Origin of the sequence: Pseudoalteromonas sp. SR45-6 (assembly GCF_014163545.1) — a bacterium.
Taxonomy (GTDB): domain Bacteria; phylum Pseudomonadota; class Gammaproteobacteria; order Enterobacterales; family Alteromonadaceae; genus Pseudoalteromonas; species Pseudoalteromonas rhizosphaerae.
Map to the genome: position 1 here is coordinate 11,315 of NZ_JACJDM010000045.1, position 16,515 is coordinate 27,829.

Genomic DNA, 16,515 nt, shown 5'->3' on the forward strand with positions numbered 1-16,515 from the left:
AGCGCAAAAAGCTATAAAAAAGCCAGCAAATGCTGGCTCAGTTATTAATACCTATTAACCTTACTACTTACCAAACTCTGTTGGAGCTGGCGGCACAATCAAGGTTTTTTTCGGGTTTGCCTTAAGCTCTTTTAACAGCTCTTGTACGGCACGCTCAATCGACGGATCTTGCCCAGCTTGAATAAGCTCTGGACGGTCAATCACTTCGATATCTGGGCTTACGCCTTCATTTTCGATGATCCAGTTACCGTCATTATCGAGTATTCTAAAGGTGGCAGCAATAACTGAACCACCATCCACAAGTCCTGGGTTACCAGAGATACCTATTAACCCACCCCAAGTGCGAGTGCCAATTAGTTTACCTAAACCTGCTTGGCGGAAGTAATACGGTAGTGCGTCACCACCTGAACTTGAGTAGCCGTTGATCAGCATGGCTTTTGGTCCATCATGGGCAAACTGTGGTGTTTTAGTTGGCTCAACGCCACGACGCTTCCAGTAGTTAAGCGGTTTGCGTGCCAGCCAAGTGATCATATGCTCTGGGATAAAACCACCGCCATTGTAGCGATCATCTATGATCATTGCTTCTTTGCTAGTTTGCGGTAAAAAGTTTTTAAATAACGAACGATTACCTTCGTAATGTGTGTTTGGCAAATGTACATAACCAATACGACCGTCGGATAGTTTATCGACGTATTCAGCACGGCTATGCGTCCATTGTAAATAACGTAAGCCGGTTTCACTTGCGATTGGTTTAACTGTTACCTTCCAACTTTTTTTCAGGCTCGGGGATTTACTAAGCAATAACTCAACCGATTTACCTTGGGTGTTTTCAAGTAATTCATAAAAGTTAATCACATCTTTTACTGAGCGACCATTTACCTCAACAATATAGTCACCAACGCTTGCGTTAACGCCCGGCTCGTTGAGTGGTGAACGGAAGTTTTCGTGCCAATTTTCACCTCTAAAGATATTTTCGATTTTTACAAAACCGGATTTATGCGCGCTAATTTCTACGCCTAATAAACCATGCTGTAAACGTGTTGCAGTTGGCATATCGCCAGAGTTGACATAAATATGCCCGGAGTTAATCTCGCCGGCAATTTCGCTTAGCACATAGTCAAGGTCGGCGCGATGTGCGATTGCATCAGCCATTGGTTGGTAGCGTTTTAAAATAGCATCCCAATCTTGGCCGTGGTGATTTTCATCGTAGAACCAATCACGTAATGTCCGCCAGCCTTCACGATACATTTGCGCCCACTCTGTTTGCGGGTCAATTTTTAGTATCATATTTTGCAAGTCTAACTGGGTGGCTTTTAAATCTTGCTCAGCGGCTGGCTTAATTACACTGTAATTATCACCTGAGCGAGCAATGATATGCTGCGCATTCGCTGATATTTTATAGCTATTAACCCCCTTCGCTACGGTGGCAATTTCGCCATCGACGGCAATAGGTATTAATTTTAGCTCACCCGCAGAGAGTGTTAATACGCCATCTTTTACAGCAGTTAAAGCACTGTAATTTCCGGCCAGAGCATTTAGAGCGACAACGCGGTCCATAAAACCATCACTTTCAATATAAGTGCTTAGCGGTTTAGCTGACTTGTCATCGTCTTTATTCGCTTTCGAGTCAACAATACTTATTTCATCAGTCAGTGGCGCATTCAGCGGTTTAATTTTGCTATTGACAGCAACAGCATAAATTCGCGTGGCATTATTAAACATGTAGTCAAATTCATAACTACTAAAAGTTAAGTTAAAGTCGCGCTCTGAAGTAAAATACAATTGCTGACCATCAGGAGAAAACGCAGGATTTCGTTCACTGCTCATATCGTCGGTCAGACGTGTAACTTGTTTGTCTTTTAAATTGTAATGCCATAATGAGGCATAACGATTTTCGTTATTTTTAACAAATACAACATCTTCACTATTAGGTGACCAAATATACGTAGTTAAGCCATCTTCTTCATACTTGGCGGTATCAATTTTATGCTGCTTGCCGGTTTTTATATCAAGCCACCATAAGGTGTGATTTAGATCTGCAAACAATAGCTTTTTGTTGTCCGGAGACCAAACAGGGTCAAAACGCCAAATAGTGCCATTAGTTGTCAGTTGTTTAACCTTGTTGTTATTAGCTCGGTCTTGGATATAAATTTCGTACTCACCACTTTCATCACTCATATACGCAATATAACGGCCATTTGGTGACCACGAAGCGGCAATTTCACGCCCTTTAGGCGTATGGCTTAAATTGCGTGTTGGGCCATTTTTAACGGGTACTGAGAACAGCTCTCCGCGGGCACTAAAAACCACACGCTTACCATCATGGGATACATCCATCGAATCAATAAAGCCAGCCACATTTTTGCTATAAGGCATGGTATATTCACGATTTCCCTGTACGTTAATAGTCAGCTTTTCTTCACGCTGCGTTGCATCGTCAAAACGGTATAAATAACCACCATTCTCATACACTATGGCATCTGGGCCTGCCGATGGCCAAAGCACATCAAAATCCGTGTGATTGGTCACTTTCACTGGTGCTTTACCGTCTTGATGCTTATATAAGTTTAAAGTGTATGCTCTGTCTGAGACATAATAAATATTATCATGCACCCAAGTAGGCTGCTGATCTGTGGCTTTATCGGTAGTTAACTGCGTAGACTTGTTGTGCTCTAAATCATAGATCCATACATCTTGTGCGCGGCCCCCTCGCGTGCGCTTCCAGGTACGAAACTCGCGATCAATTGGTGTATATACGTATTGCTTACCATCAGGCGATAACATGCCGCCACCCGTTTCAGGTATGGCCAATGGCTGCTCTAAGCCACCATCGGCAGGCACCATGTAAGGACGTCCCACACGCTTACCATAAGGTGTACGGTTTGCTCGAAACACTATATGTTTACCATCAGGCGTCCAATCAAGGACACGATAATCATAGCCACCACGAGGCGGCATCACACCAACATCGTTATAGTAAGTCAGCTGTTTTAGATCACTGCCATCGCGATTCATTACATATATTTGGCGGCTACCATTGTACTGTGCTGAAAAAGCGATCCTTTTCCCATCTGGAGAAAACTTAGGGAATGTTTCAAAACCAATGTGATCTGTTAAGCGCGTGCTGTTACCCGTTTTGATATTTGCTATATAAATATCACCGGCATAAACAAAAGTAACCGACTCTTTATGAATATCAGGGAAACGCAATAATCGCGTATCTTGAGTATCATAAGCCGCGGCCATGGGTGAGAATGTAGGCGCAACCGCAATCGCTATTGCGGTTAAAAAAGTACGTAATTTCAACTTAACCATCCTTATGTTGTTATTTTATATCATCATAACAACATAAAAATGGATTGCAGCTTTGTTCGGCAAATAACTGTAACAGAGTGTAAATAACCTGAACAATATTTATAATCAGTGTCTTAGTAATTCTCTTAATCAGAGGTCAGGTTAAATAATACTCATGAGTAATAGTTATAGTCCTCCGACTTTAGGTAGCTGCCTTTTATCAATCACTTTAAAAGTAGTTAAATCAACAAGCATTGAAAACACTTCAGCATTGTCTATAAACAACATAAACAAATTGCCTTGCTCATTAACAGCATGCTCAAGAATGCGGTCGTAGCCTGTGAGAACCTCGCTATAACCACTGCCATCAATTTTACTTAACGCAAAAGTGCTTTTATCTTCGTTGCTTAAAAGGCCGTCGTTATTTGTGTCGTTTTTAATAACATGATAGGCAATACCCGCCGCTTTTGACTGCGAATCAAATTCAGATAAATACAATGGAGAAATATCAGTGATCAACTGATCTGTCGTATCAAAAAGCCAATTTGCATAGTTTGTTTTACCATTGATAAACATCACATTTTTTGACCGTGTTGGCCTATTTTTATAATAAGAGGAACCACTAAAATTTTCTACAACTTGCCCTAACCCACGTTCGGTATCGGCTTCAACCGTTAACTTTTCAGACTCAAGCTCTATATAATAAAAGTCCGTTTCTCCTACTCTTCGCGGGTAGCCCAAACGCCACTTTTCTTCTTCGTTTTTGTCATCTGCTAAATTTAATGCCGGTGGCTCAACGTCGTTATCATTAAATACTGTTGTAACAAGTTGGACTGAAATTAACGCAGTAGCAATTAAAACCCCGACTAATAAAATAATTCCATTTAAGTTCCATACCCATTTAAAAAATTTATCTGAATTCATGCTTTCCCTATTTTTAAAAAAGTGATCAATTTATCTGAACATACGTATTATTGAGCTTATCTATAACACAAAGCTTTGCGATAAAAAATGAAAACAAACCCTACAACTAGTTTGCCCTTACTATCAGGTTCCGGCGATTTAATTCTGCACTGGCAAATAGTTAATGACTCAGTAATGGGCGGTTTATCGACCAGCCAAGCTTATGAGAAGGACAATAGCTTAATTTTTACAGGCAACGTTTCTTTTGAAAATAATGGAGGCTTTGCTTCAATACGCACAACAATAAACACTAATAAAGAAAACGCCAATCTCATATCTTTACGGTTCAAAGGAGATGGTAAAACGTATCAACTTCGCTTAAGAACGAGTCAGTACCTAGATGGGCCAGCGTTTACTGCTTCGTTTGCAACATTAAAAGATCAATGGCAAGTCGTTACATTCTCACCAACTGACTTTAGTCTTACTTACCGTGGTAAAACCTTAGAGCAGCAACCAGAGTTAACGTTCAAAGATGTACAACAATTGGGCCTTATGATCGCCAAAAAGCAGCAAGGTAATTTTAAACTTGAATTAGCGCATATTAACTTTGAGCTTAAATAGCGTAAATTAAGCTGCTATATTGGAAATATTAAAATTATTTTTTAAAATCATATTCTTCGTTACCTCGCTTTTTAAGTTCTGTGATAACCATTTCTATCATCTGTTTCTTTATTTCTGCGTGGTTGGACTTTAGCTCATTAAGTTGCTGAACTAATATATCAATTTGCTCTTGCTGTTGAGAATCTCGGTATTTTTTCGCACCAGTATGCTCAGGATCTATTTTTAAATTTTGCGCTTCGGTATTTTTTTCCAGCTGTATAAAGTTGCTATTGTGGCTTTCAAGCTTGAGATTTCGCTGAATTGGATCTTGTTTTAATTTATTAATTTGTTCTTGTAGCACGATGATCTTTTGAGCGAAATCTTCATACACTTTTTGTAAATTGTTATACTGTTCAGCAAAATTCACATCATCTTCGCTATACTCTTGCGCTTTAGCATCTAAAAACTCAGACAAAATATATTCAGGCTGTTCTGTTTGCGCTGCTTGTTCTTCAAGTCGTTTTTCGTATTTACTTTGAAACCCATGAGCTTCAGGAATAGTAATAACAGGTAAGATCTTCATATTTCATCCTTAAAATTATCCTGGTAATAATATCGGCACAAAATAATAAGACTTTAGCTTTCTTCTCCAAAAATATTACCCTTTGTTATTACCCAAATGCTAGGAAGCTACTAATGGTTAAACTCTAAAAGCAAATATTTTAGCATCAAAGACTGCAACATAACTTTGAGCCACTATAGCTATACATACTGATGACGAACGTTTGAAGCAAGTACACGTTGCAGGCATGTTCAAAACTGGCGACGTTAAAGGTCTACTCGAAGTGCTTAATAATAACTTTAATATTAGTTATGAAAGAGTCAGCCCCGATAAAATCATGTTAAAATATGCGTCGCCTCACACTACTATATAATTCGTTACAACAATAACCAGGTATATCACCATGACAACACCTTTATCGTCGGGCAAGATTAATAGCCCGAATCACTCTTTATCAACAAACACCGATTCTCTACTTTACGTTATATTTATATCTGGCGTTGCAGCAATTGGTGGCTTTTTATTTGGCTTTGACTCCGGGGTTATCAACGGAACTGTGTCGGCGCTTGGCAAAACATTTAACTCAAGCAGCGTCGCAACAGGGTTTAATGTTGCGTCGGTTTTACTGGGTTGTGCTCTTGGTGCGCTGATTGCGGGCCCGCTTGCTGATAAATTTGGTCGCCGCTCAATTATGATCATCACTGCAGTAATATTTGCCATTAGCGCGTTTGGTTCAGGCATTGCAGACAGCTCCGCTGAATTTATTTTTTATCGTCTATTTGGTGGTCTCGGTATTGGCGCTGCATCTGTATTGGCACCCGCTTACATTGCTGAAGTCGCACCTGCGGCTTTGCGTGGACGATTAGCAACACTGCAACAATTAGCGATTGTACTTGGCTTATTTGCTGCTTTTTTAAGTAATTACCTGATCGCTTCGGCGGCAAACGGCGCTGAAGGTATTTTTATTCTTGAGCTGGCGGCTTGGCGCTGGATGTTTTGGGCAGAACTTGTACCTGCAGGATTATTTCTGTTGGGAGTATTATTTATACCAGAGTCGCCGCGTTATTTAGTTGCCCAAGGCCAATTAGAAAAAGCCAAAGCTGTATTTAAAAAAATATCCAATGATGATGCCCAATCACAAATAAACGATGTTAAGCAGTCACTTCATGGCGATAAAAAACCAAGTATTCGTGACTTATTTATTGACGGTAAAAAGAAAATACACCCAATCGTATGGGTTGGTATCGCTTTGTCTGTTTTTCAGCAATTTGTAGGCATTAATGTGGTCTTTTATTACGGCTCTGAGCTTTGGCAAGCAGCGGGTTTTGATGAATCACAATCTTTATTCATCAATGTATTAGCGGGTACTACCAATATTTTATCTACTTTTATAGCAATTGCGCTTATCGATAAAGTAGGCAGAAAACCATTATTACTAGTAGGTAGTATTGGTATGTTTATTAGTTTAAGTGCATTAACTTATACCTTTGGTAGCGCAGGCCTCGATGCGGCAGGTAAACTTGCATTAACTGACAGTATGGGCACGTTTGCACTTATCATGGCTAATCTCTTTGTGGTATTTTTTGGCTTAAGCTGGGGACCTGTTGTATGGGTACTATTAGGCGAAATGTTCAATAATCGTATTCGAGGGGCTGCTTTAGCTGTTGCAGCAAGTGCGCAATGGCTTGCCAACTTTACAATTACCATGACCTTCCCGATTATGCTCGGTAGTATTGGTTTAGCTGGTGCCTATGGGTTTTATGCTATTTCGGCCTTTATTAGCGTATTTTTTATTGTTAAATATATAAAAGAAACACGTGGTATCAAGCTAGAAGCCATGTAAAAGTTGTTTAAAATGGCGAATGTATTTATTTCGCCATTTTTTCAACTAAGACTCTACTTTAAGTAATTCAACTTCAAATATAAGTAAAGAGGCTGGAGGAATACTGCCAACACGTTTTTCACCGTAAGCTAATTGATGAGGGATATAAAAGGTGTATTTATCGCCTTCACTCATCAGTTGCAAGCCTTCAGTCCAGCCTTTTATTACCTGATTTAAACCAAAACTGATTGGGCTATTACGCTCAACAGAACTGTCAAATACACTGCCATCTAGCAAAGTACCGTGATAATGCACATTCACCATGCTAGTTGGGCTTGGTCTTGCCTCACTACCACTGCTGCTAACAACTTTATATTGCAGACCAGATGCGGTCTCAATAACCCCTTCAACCTTGCTGTTTGCCACTAAAAAGTCGGCTTCGATTTGCGCATTAGCGACCGCTTGTTGCTTTACTTTTTTGCTATTTTGAAAAATCAAAAAGCATAAAATGGCGATGATAATCGCCAAAATAATGTTGATCATGATTATTCTTTCTCGTGTTCTTTTTCGTCGTTATCGCCATTAACGATATCTGCAATTTCACTTAAACGGGCTAAGGCAATGCCGTTAACTGAGTTTTCAGGATATTGCCCGTCGCTCAACTCGCCTGCTGCAATATCCATCAGTAAATTAAGCGCTTGGTCAACCGTTTCAACTGCATAAATATGAAACTTGCCAAGCTCTACTGCATTGAGGATCTCGTCATCAAGCACTAAGTTTACTTGATTTGATTTAGGAATTATTACTCCTTGCGCAGACGTTAAACCACGCATTTTGCAAAGCTTAAAAAACCCTTCAATTTTTTCGTTTACACCGCCAATGGCTTGCACGTCACCGTGCTGGTTAATTGAACCAGTCAGTGCAATTGACTGGCTAATAGGTAAGCTAGTAATTGCAGAAATAAGCGCACACAACTCAGCTAATGACGCACTGTCGCCATCAATGTAGCCATAACTTTGTTCAATGGCGATATTAGCACTGAGCGTTAAACTAAATTGCTGCGCATATTTATTACCTAAATAGCCCGTCAGTAGCATGACACCTTTGGAGTGAATGGCTTTACCCAGCTCAGCTTCGCGCTCAACGTCAATTACCCCATCCGCACCAGCGTAAACCGTGGCGGTGATCCGTGCCGGAGTACCAAAAGAAGTATCGCCAATGTGTAATACTGTTAAACCGTTTACTTTACCTACAGCATGACCGTCGGTGGCAATTAAGGTATGCCCTTCTTTGATATCGCTGAGCATATTTTCGCTAATTTGCCCAGTACGATATTGCTTGCCTTCAATCGCTTCATCAATATGATGGGTATCAATTAAAGTTAAGTTATCTTGCTTGGTATAAAAGCTGGCTTCTGCCACTAGCTCTAACACATCAGCAAAACGAGCTGAAAGCTTATTGTGATGTTCTGCTTGGCGGTAGCTAAATTTCAGTAATCGTGCCATCGCTGACTCAGTTAGACTACACTTTAGCGTCTGCTCACAGTACTCAATCACTTTAGTGATAAATTGATACTGTAATTTATCACTGCTTGGCAGGTAATAATCAAAATCGGCTAACACTCTAAACAGCTCAGCAAACTCTTCGTCATATTCACCGATGGTGTAATACAACTCACGCGAGCCGAGTAAAATAATTTTTACATCAAGCGGGATCAACTGTGGACGCAAGGTAAAGCTACTGCCAACAGCACTATCTTGATACGGTAAATCATTTTTGATTTGATGAGTTTTTAATGACAGCTTTAAACCATCCCACACTTGTGGATTAGCCATCACTTTTTCAGCGTCCATAATCAAATAACCACCGTTAGCGCGATGCAGTGCCCCCGGCTGAATCGATCGATAACTGGTGATCAATGAGCCTTGTGAAGTAGCATATTCAATTTTGCCAAAAATATTACCAAAGGTAGGATTTGGCTCATACACCACAGGGGCAGCATCACCTTCTTTAAATTCAACTAAAATATTAGGTGCAAAAAAGTCGGTAAGCATCCCTTTACGGTCAAAATCTTCTTTGTTTTCGTCGCTAACATCTTCATCATCGAGCCACTCAAGTACCGCATCAATAATTTCCACGCGGATGTCTTTTAGATAGCGTAATACTCCAATGTGCGCAGCATATTTATGTTCAAGATCTTTTAGTAATGGCTTAGTAGCCAGCTCTGCGGTGGATTTTTTTAAATTACGGAGTTTTTCAGATGATTCACGTTTCCAACGAGGCAACTCAATCAGTGCCTCAATGAGTGCATCTTCGAGTTTTTCAATTACTTCATAAAATTGTTCACGCAATTCATCATCAAGCTCAGCAAATTCAGCATCGCTTAGTTGTTTGCCATCAATCAGCGGGGCAAATCCAACCACACTTTTTTCTTCAATTAAGGCAACACTTTGCTCAAGCGCGGCAATTTCCACAGCAGTAATTGCGCTATCGTAAGCGTCGTTAAATTCACGGTCGATTTTTTTCTTTTTACGCTGGTACGCTGGGTTATCAAACGCTGCAGGAAAGGTGTCGAGTACTTCATCAATAAATGAGTCAATATCATCAGCTAACTGTTTACTTTGACCTGCTTGTAAAAACATTGCGATAGGCTCGCGGTGGTCGTCATAATTATTAACGTATAACCACTCATTTGGTGTTGGCCGGCCTTTGCTGTGTGCTTGAAGTTTATCTTTGACTAAGGTAAACCGACCATGCGCGGCCTCCCCCATTACATACACATTGTAACCAGGTAATTCCATCCCTAACGAGAAATCAAGCGCACTTTGCGCCCGCTGTTGACCGATGAAAGTCAAGGTTTCAGGATATGGATTGTTCATGCACGTTTGTACATGATTAAGTGAAATTGTCGGCGCAAGGGCCGACACAGATAAAGGCAGCAGTTTCTTCGTCATTCTAACTTCTTTTTATACCAACATATTCGTTGATTTTGTAAGGTGGCATCAGTGCACTAAAAGGCACTGTTCACTAACTATTTAAGGTTGTAGTGCCTTGCGGCTAAAGTAGATACCATCACATTGCGAACACGCTGTAATTTGCGTAGCGTGGTAAATATCATAACTATATTGGCAATTCTTACATACTAATGTGCCCATGGCTATCCATTCGCCTTGGTGATATACCCCATTGTGCTTAAAATCTTGATTTAATGCTTGCCACTCAAGTTGAGTTTTGTCTTCGATATGTGAAAGTTCAAACCACAAAGACTCTTTAAGCTCTTGCCATGCAAGGGAACCATAGTGTTGATCGTGCTCTTGGATGTGTTCAATATCGCGCTTTAAATATTCACTGTATAAAGTTAATTTTTCTTGTCCTAAATCTTTTAGCGCTTGTTCAGATTCAATAAACTTATCCATCGCATCTTTTAGCTCATGATCTTTTACGTCTTTCAACCATGTGCTCAAATCTGTTAACCACGTCTTATAATCAGCCATTGTTTACTCCTTCAGAACTGTGTTTAGCGAACCTATACCTTACACAAGTATAGGTTAACCTGCCCTGAAAACTAATTTCATATAAAATCCACTGATTTGACGCTGTGATTAGTGCTTTTTTTGGGGTATCCTAACGGCAATTTTTTATTAGTTTGCAAGAAGTCTGGAACCGTAGATGCAAGAGCAATATAACCCGCAAGACATAGAGTCAAAAGTCCAAGCCTACTGGGAAGAAAACCAAGTATTTAAAGCCACTGAAGACGAGAGCAAAGAAAAGTATTATTGCCTTTCTATGTTCCCTTACCCAAGCGGCCGACTCCACATGGGTCATGTGCGTAACTACACGATTGGTGATGTTGTTTCTCGTTTCCAACGCTTGCAAGGCAAAAACGTAATGCAACCTATGGGTTGGGACGCGTTTGGTCTACCGGCTGAAAATGCGGCAATTAAAAATAAAACTGCGCCAGCAAAATGGACCTACGAGAACATCGATTACATGCGTACCCAACTTAAGCAATTAGGTTTTGGTTATGACTGGGATCGTGAGATCGCAACTTGCCATCCAGAATATTACAAATGGGAACAGTGGTTCTTCACTAAGCTTTACGAAAAAGGCCTAGTGTACAAAAAAATGTCAACGGTAAACTGGGATCCAGTAGACCAAACAGTACTTGCTAACGAGCAAGTTATTGATGGTCGCGGTTGGCGTTCAGGTGCTGTAGTTGAACAAAAAGAAATTCCACAGTGGTTTATTAAAATCACTGACTACGCGCAAGAGCTACTTGACGACTTAGACAAGTTAGAAGATTGGCCAGAGCAAGTTAAAACCATGCAGCGCAACTGGATTGGTCGCTCTGAAGGGTTAGATATTGAGTTTAAACGCACCGATAACAACGAAACATTCAGTGTTTATACCACTCGCCCTGATACCTTTATGGGTGTGACTTATGTTGCTGTTGCAGGCGGACACCCTATCGCACAAGAAGCAGCTAAAAATAGCGACGCTGTGGCACGCTTTGTTGATGAATGCAAAAACACCAAAGTAGCTGAAGCAGATATGGCGACGATGGAGAAAAAAGGCATCGCAACGGGCTTTTTTGCTACTCACCCACTTACCGGTGAGCAAGTACCAATTTGGGTTGCCAACTTTGTATTAATGCATTACGGCTCAGGTGCTGTAATGGCCGTACCCGCGCACGACCAACGGGACTTTGAATTTGCTACCGCTTACGGTTTAGACATCAAACAAGTCATTGCACCTGTCGCAGGTTCAGATCTTGAAGTAAACCTAAATGAAGCGGCATTCACTGAAAAAGGTGTGCTGGTAAATTCAGCTGAATTTGATGGCCTTGATTTTGATGGCGCATTTAAGGCTATTGCCGACAAACTTGAAGCACTGGGTGTTGGTGAGCGTAAAGTAAACTTCCGTTTACGTGATTGGGGTGTTAGCCGTCAGCGTTATTGGGGTTCACCAATCCCAATGTTAAGCGATGAAAACGGTAACGAACTTGCTGCGACTGAAGATATGCTGCCGGTGCGCTTACCAGAAGACGTGGTAATGAACGGTGTAACATCGCCAATCAAAGCAGATCCACAATGGGCTAAAACCACGGTTAATGGCGCTCCTGCGTTTCATGAAACTGACACCTTTGATACGTTTATGGAATCATCTTGGTACTACGCACGTTACTGTAGTCCACGCCATGACAAAGGTATGTTAGATCCAGCTGCGGCAAACTACTGGTTACCAGTAAACCAATACATTGGTGGTATTGAGCACGCTATTTTACATTTATTGTACTCGCGCTTTTTCCATAAATTATTACGTGATTTTGGCTTAGTTAATTCAGATGAGCCATTTGACCGCTTATTATGCCAAGGCATGGTACTTGCCGAAACATTTTATCGTAAAGATGAAAAAGGTGGCGACATTTGGATTTCCCCTAGTGATGTAAATACTGAAACCGACGACAAAGGCCGCGTGACTAAAGCATGGCATAAAGTTGACGGCGAGCCAGTATTCTCATCAGGCATGAGCAAAATGTCTAAATCAAAAAATAACGGTATCGACCCGCAACAAGTTATCGCTCAATACGGCGCTGATACGGTACGTTTATTTATGATGTTTACCGCACCACCAGAGCAAACGCTTGAATGGTCTGATTCAGGTGTTGAAGGGGCACATCGTTTCATTAAACGTGTATGGAAATATGCGGTTGATGTAAACACTGTTGGTTTCCAAGCATTAGACAAATCAGCATTAAACAACGAGCAAAAAGTGCTTCGTCGTGAGCTGCACAAAGCAATTGCAAAAGTGACTGATGATGTTGAACGTCGTCAAACATTCAACACTGCCATTGCGGCAATCATGGAAATCTCAAACAAATTGTTAAAAGCACCTTTAGCTGACAAACAAGATGTAGCGATTGCCAACGAAGCGCTTGAAGCGCTGCTAATTATGCTTGCACCAATTACGCCGCATTTGTCACATCAATTGTGGCAAGAATTGGGTAAAGAAGGCGATATTTTAGATGCGTCTTGGCCCGTAGTTGATGAGTCTGCCCTTGTTGAAGATGAAAAACTGATCATCGTGCAAGTTAACGGTAAACTACGCGCAAAATTAACGGTGCCAGCCGATGCTACTAAAGAGCAAGTAGAAGCACTAGCATTTGCTGAACCTAACGTATCTAAGTTCACTGATGGCGTAACAATCCGTAAGGTTATTTACGTACCAGGTAAACTACTTAACGTGGTTGCTAACTAATTATGGCTGCTATTCATGCCATTAAAAACGGACTAGCCTTAGCGCTAGTCTGTTTTTTGTTATCTAGCTGCGGCTTTCACCTTAAAAAAGCCTCAAGTCTGCCTGATGACTTGGCCACCTTAACTTTAAACGGTGATGATGAAAAATCAGCGTTATTTGCGATGCTTGGCAAAGAACTCACATTGAGCAAAGTTGAGTTACTCGACACGCCTAAGAAAAACGTCGCTCAGCTGTATTTATATAAAGATCGTCTTGAACGTCAAACCTTATCATTATTTAAAAATGGTCAGGTTGCCGAGTACGAGTTAGCTTATAGTGTTCGCTACTTACTCAAGCGCCCTGGCAAAGAAGCAATTGAACAACGTTTTGAGCTTTATCGTAATTATCAAGACGACCCTGATAACGCTTTAGCAAAAGCAAAAGAGTTAGAGTTGCTATTGAATGAAATTCGCATGCAAGCTAGTCGTCGTATTGTTAGAGAGCTGTCGCAACTATAATGCGCTGTTATGCGAATCAATTACCCAATGAATTAAAAAAAGGCTTACAGCCTTTTTATTTAGTATTTGGTGAAGAACCCTTTCAAGTAGCACAATGCGCTCAACAAATTCGTCAGATTGCGAAACAGCAAGGTTTTGATGAGGTTGTTAAATTTACCTTAATGCCCGGTTTTGATTGGCAAGAGCTAATAGCGCAATATCAAAGTATGTCGTTATTTAGTGCTCGTACTTTAATCGAGCTAGACCTTAATTTTCAAAAGCCAGGTATTGTTGGTAGCCAAACGTTTAAACAGCTCGTAGCACTAAACAACCCCGACACCGTACTTATTGTAAAAGGGGCCAAGGCCAGTCAAGATATTCAGCGCAGTGCTTGGTTTAAGTCGTTAGATAAACTGGGCGTATTTGTACCCTGCTACCCCCTGACCGGCAATCATTTAAGCCGTTGGCTTGATGAGCAGTGCCAGCGCTTAAAAATCAATATGCAAGCAGATGCCAAACGCACCCTAATTGATGCTACTGAAGGTAATTTGTTAGCGTGTTTTCAAGAGCTCGAAAAGCTGTCGTTATTGCATGGCACTGCTATGATCGATCAACAGCAGGTTTTACAAGGCCTACTTAATCAAGCCAAGTTTGATATTTTTGATTTAAGTGATGCACTGCTACAAGGTAATAGTCACCAAGCAATTAAAGTATTAAATAAACTCGCTGGCGATAACACTGAAGCTGTGAGTATCTTATGGACCATTACTAAAGAAGCAAATACCTTACTAAGCCTACAATTAGGCTTACAACAAGGTGAACAACTGGCAACGCTATTTAAACAAAAAGCCATCTGGAAAAATCAGCAAGGGCCGATTCAACAAGCACTTAATCGTTTGTCGATACATACTTTAGAGCAAATCACCCAGTTGCTCGCACAATTTGATGCCAGTTATAAGCAAGGTAATTTAGTCAAACCGTATCAAGCATTAGCACATATTTGTTTAGTATTTTGCCAACCATTGACGTTTCCTTTGCCTGCGCATCCGCTCAACTAATTATTAGGCGTTTATGATGATTGCACTGTTTGGTGGGACTTTTGACCCCGTTCATTTAGGCCATATCAATATGGCTAAGCATTGTGTCGAGCATTTCAATTTAACAACTTTATACTTTATGCCATGTGCTATTCCAGCTCATAAGACTGCACCTGGGATAAGTACGCAGCATCGCATCACAATGCTCAATGCTGCGATTGCACCTTACCCATATTTTCAACTCGATTTACGCGAACTCAATCGCAGTGGCCCGTCATATTCATTATTAAGCCTGCAAGAGATCCGCATACAATTTCCAGATCAACCATTATTATTTTTAATTGGCATGGATTCGTTTAATAACTTAGATAAATGGTTTGAGTGGCAAACAATTACTCAGCTTTGTCATATTGTGGTATTTCAACGCCCGGGCCTAAAATTCACTGCCCATGGCGAGTTACTCGCATACCAACAAGCCGCAGAATGTAGCAATAGCGCAGAGCTTACAACGCAAGCTGGTGGAAAATTATATTTTTTAGCTGGCGAAGAAATGGCTATTGCCTCAAGCGATATTCGCAAGGCGATTAAAAATGGCATAGATTACAATGAACTTCTTCCTACTGGCGTGAGTCAGTATATTCAATCACAGCAACTTTATCTAAGTGATGAATAAATACCAGTTGCGTGATAAAATAACAGCTATTCACTTTTAAATGAGATAACACCTTGGATACGAAACAACTACTCGCCTTTGCAATAGACAAAATTGACGATATGAAAGCACGTGATGTGGTTAATATTGATGTAAGCGCAAGCTCAGACATCACCGATTTTATGGTCGTGTGCTCTGGTACTTCGAAACGTCATGTATTGTCAATTGCTGATCATTTAGCAAAAGAAGCTCGTCACGCAGGTCAAGAGCCTCTAGGGTATGAAGGCCAAAGCGATGGTGAATGGGCACTGGTTGATTTAGGCGATGTAATCGTACACGTAATGCAAGATCAAGCACGTAGCTATTACGACCTCGAAAAACTATGGAGCTAATATCAAGCTAACAGCTCACTAATTTTAATCGAGTTTGGATGTAACACGTGAAAATACAGATGATTGCCGTTGGCACCAAAATGCCAGCGTGGGTAGAAACGGGTTTTGCACAATATCAGCGCCGCTTTCCAAAAGATATGGCGCTGGAGTTAATTGAAATTCCCGCAGGTAAACGTGGTAAAAATGCAGATATTAAACGTATTTTGCATATTGAAGGCGAAAAAACCTTAGCCGCTATCCCTAAAGGCAATCGTATTGTTACGCTTGAGGTAACAGGCAAAGCGCTTGATACTCACCAATTAGCAAAAGACATGGAGAAGTGGCAACTGGATGGCCGCGATGTAAGTTTGCTAATTGGCGGCCCTGAAGGCTTAGCACCAGAATGTATTGCTGCCTCAGAGCAAAAATGGTCATTATCAAATTTGACCCTACCACATCCATTGGTGCGTATTATTGTTGCTGAAAGTCTATATAGAGGCTGGAGCTTAAACAATAACCACCCGTATCACCGCGAGTAAC

The 16,515-nt window shown here is 40.9% G+C and carries 14 protein-coding genes; 8 read left to right on the forward strand and 6 right to left on the reverse strand.

From position 1 onward, the window contains the following. Nucleotides 1-63 precede the first annotated feature (63 nt). Nucleotides 64-3,246 (reverse strand): PDZ domain-containing protein, encoded by a 3,183-nt coding sequence (locus tag H5158_RS16900; RefSeq protein WP_409076823.1) that lies wholly within the window; start codon nt 3,244-3,246, stop codon nt 64-66. A gap of 234 nt (nt 3,247-3,480) precedes the next feature. Beyond that, a complete protein-coding gene (locus tag H5158_RS16905) occupies nt 3,481-4,218 on the reverse strand; it encodes a hypothetical protein (RefSeq protein WP_182718118.1) in 738 nt (245 codons plus the stop codon). Between the two features lie 87 nt (nt 4,219-4,305). Between H5158_RS16905 and H5158_RS16910 the strand changes: the two genes are divergently transcribed. Continuing rightward, a complete protein-coding gene (locus tag H5158_RS16910; protein WP_182718119.1) occupies nt 4,306-4,818 on the forward strand; it encodes a CIA30 family protein in 513 nt (170 codons plus the stop codon). 34 nt (nt 4,819-4,852) lie between these two features. On the opposite strand, the gene H5158_RS16915 is transcribed toward H5158_RS16910, so the two are convergent. Next, nucleotides 4,853-5,380, reverse strand: a complete 528-nt coding sequence (locus H5158_RS16915) for a hypothetical protein (protein WP_145240584.1) — start codon at nt 5,378-5,380, stop codon at nt 4,853-4,855. A gap of 382 nt (nt 5,381-5,762) precedes the next feature. On the opposite strand from H5158_RS16915, the gene H5158_RS16920 reads away from it, so the two are divergent. Beyond that, the gene (locus H5158_RS16920) at nt 5,763-7,202 is read left to right on the forward strand and encodes a sugar porter family MFS transporter (RefSeq protein ID WP_220491345.1); all 1,440 of its coding nucleotides are present in this window, start codon (nt 5,763-5,765) and stop codon (nt 7,200-7,202) included. Nucleotides 7,203-7,247: 45 nt separating this feature from the next. Here H5158_RS16920 and H5158_RS16925 read toward each other — a convergent pair whose 3' ends face one another. The 3 genes from H5158_RS16925 to H5158_RS16935 all read right to left on the reverse strand — a co-directional run bounded on the left by H5158_RS16925 (nt 7,248) and on the right by H5158_RS16935 (nt 10,675). Further along, nucleotides 7,248-7,724, reverse strand: coding sequence for an FKBP-type peptidyl-prolyl cis-trans isomerase (locus H5158_RS16925; protein ID WP_149980730.1), 477 nt, complete (start codon nt 7,722-7,724; stop codon nt 7,248-7,250). Nucleotides 7,725-7,726: 2 nt separating this feature from the next. Continuing rightward, nucleotides 7,727-10,135 (reverse strand): Lon protease family protein, encoded by a 2,409-nt coding sequence (locus tag H5158_RS16930; RefSeq protein WP_182740487.1) that lies wholly within the window; start codon nt 10,133-10,135, stop codon nt 7,727-7,729. An 81-nt stretch (nt 10,136-10,216) separates the two neighbouring features. Continuing rightward, nucleotides 10,217-10,675 carry a zinc ribbon-containing protein gene (locus H5158_RS16935; protein ID WP_145240558.1) on the reverse strand — a complete coding sequence of 153 codons (459 nt, stop codon included), beginning with the start codon at nt 10,673-10,675 and terminating at the stop codon, nt 10,217-10,219. A gap of 175 nt (nt 10,676-10,850) precedes the next feature. Here H5158_RS16935 and leuS point away from each other — a divergent pair, with 175 nt between their 5' ends. Genes leuS through rlmH form a run of 6 tightly spaced genes read left to right on the forward strand, consistent with a single transcriptional unit; the run spans nt 10,851 to nt 16,514 of the window. Then, nucleotides 10,851-13,439, forward strand: a complete 2,589-nt coding sequence (gene leuS, locus H5158_RS16940) for a leucine--tRNA ligase (protein WP_145240556.1) — start codon at nt 10,851-10,853, stop codon at nt 13,437-13,439. 2 nt (nt 13,440-13,441) lie between these two features. Next, complete coding sequence (gene lptE / locus H5158_RS16945; protein WP_145240554.1) at nt 13,442-13,936, forward strand: LPS assembly lipoprotein LptE; 495 nt, start codon at nt 13,442-13,444, stop codon at nt 13,934-13,936. Further along, nucleotides 13,936-14,973, forward strand: a complete 1,038-nt coding sequence (gene holA, locus H5158_RS16950; RefSeq protein ID WP_182740488.1) for a DNA polymerase III subunit delta — start codon at nt 13,936-13,938, stop codon at nt 14,971-14,973. The genes lptE and holA overlap by 1 nt, the downstream gene beginning before the upstream one ends. A gap of 16 nt (nt 14,974-14,989) precedes the next feature. Beyond that, nucleotides 14,990-15,625, forward strand: coding sequence for a nicotinate-nucleotide adenylyltransferase (gene nadD / locus H5158_RS16955; RefSeq protein ID WP_182740492.1), 636 nt, complete (start codon nt 14,990-14,992; stop codon nt 15,623-15,625). Nucleotides 15,626-15,678: 53 nt separating this feature from the next. Then, the gene (gene rsfS, locus H5158_RS16960; protein ID WP_145240548.1) at nt 15,679-15,996 is read left to right on the forward strand and encodes a ribosome silencing factor; all 318 of its coding nucleotides are present in this window, start codon (nt 15,679-15,681) and stop codon (nt 15,994-15,996) included. A gap of 47 nt (nt 15,997-16,043) precedes the next feature. After that, nucleotides 16,044-16,514 carry a 23S rRNA (pseudouridine(1915)-N(3))-methyltransferase RlmH gene (rlmH, locus tag H5158_RS16965; protein ID WP_145240546.1) on the forward strand — a complete coding sequence of 157 codons (471 nt, stop codon included), beginning with the start codon at nt 16,044-16,046 and terminating at the stop codon, nt 16,512-16,514. The last annotated feature ends 1 nt before the right edge of the window (nt 16,515 follow it).

Excerpts from the sequence above, each read along its gene's own strand:
- H5158_RS16900 (WP_409076823.1), bottom strand. The coding sequence starts at position 3,246 with ATGGCCGCGGCTTATGATACTCAAGATACGCGATTATTGCGTTTCCCT.
- H5158_RS16905 (WP_182718118.1), bottom strand. The coding sequence starts at position 4,218 with ATGAATTCAGATAAATTTTTTAAATGGGTATGGAACTTAAATGGAATT.
- H5158_RS16910 (WP_182718119.1), top strand. The coding sequence starts at position 4,306 with ATGAAAACAAACCCTACAACTAGTTTGCCCTTACTATCAGGTTCCGGC.
- H5158_RS16915 (WP_145240584.1), bottom strand. The coding sequence starts at position 5,380 with ATGAAGATCTTACCTGTTATTACTATTCCTGAAGCTCATGGGTTTCAA.
- H5158_RS16920 (WP_220491345.1), top strand. The coding sequence starts at position 5,763 with ATGACAACACCTTTATCGTCGGGCAAGATTAATAGCCCGAATCACTCT.
- H5158_RS16925 (WP_149980730.1), bottom strand. The coding sequence starts at position 7,724 with ATGATCAACATTATTTTGGCGATTATCATCGCCATTTTATGCTTTTTG.
- H5158_RS16930 (WP_182740487.1), bottom strand. The coding sequence starts at position 10,135 with ATGACGAAGAAACTGCTGCCTTTATCTGTGTCGGCCCTTGCGCCGACA.
- H5158_RS16935 (WP_145240558.1), bottom strand. The coding sequence starts at position 10,675 with ATGGCTGATTATAAGACGTGGTTAACAGATTTGAGCACATGGTTGAAA.
- leuS (WP_145240556.1), top strand. The coding sequence starts at position 10,851 with ATGCAAGAGCAATATAACCCGCAAGACATAGAGTCAAAAGTCCAAGCC.
- lptE (WP_145240554.1), top strand. The coding sequence starts at position 13,442 with ATGGCTGCTATTCATGCCATTAAAAACGGACTAGCCTTAGCGCTAGTC.
- holA (WP_182740488.1), top strand. The coding sequence starts at position 13,936 with ATGCGCTGTTATGCGAATCAATTACCCAATGAATTAAAAAAAGGCTTA.
- nadD (WP_182740492.1), top strand. The coding sequence starts at position 14,990 with ATGATTGCACTGTTTGGTGGGACTTTTGACCCCGTTCATTTAGGCCAT.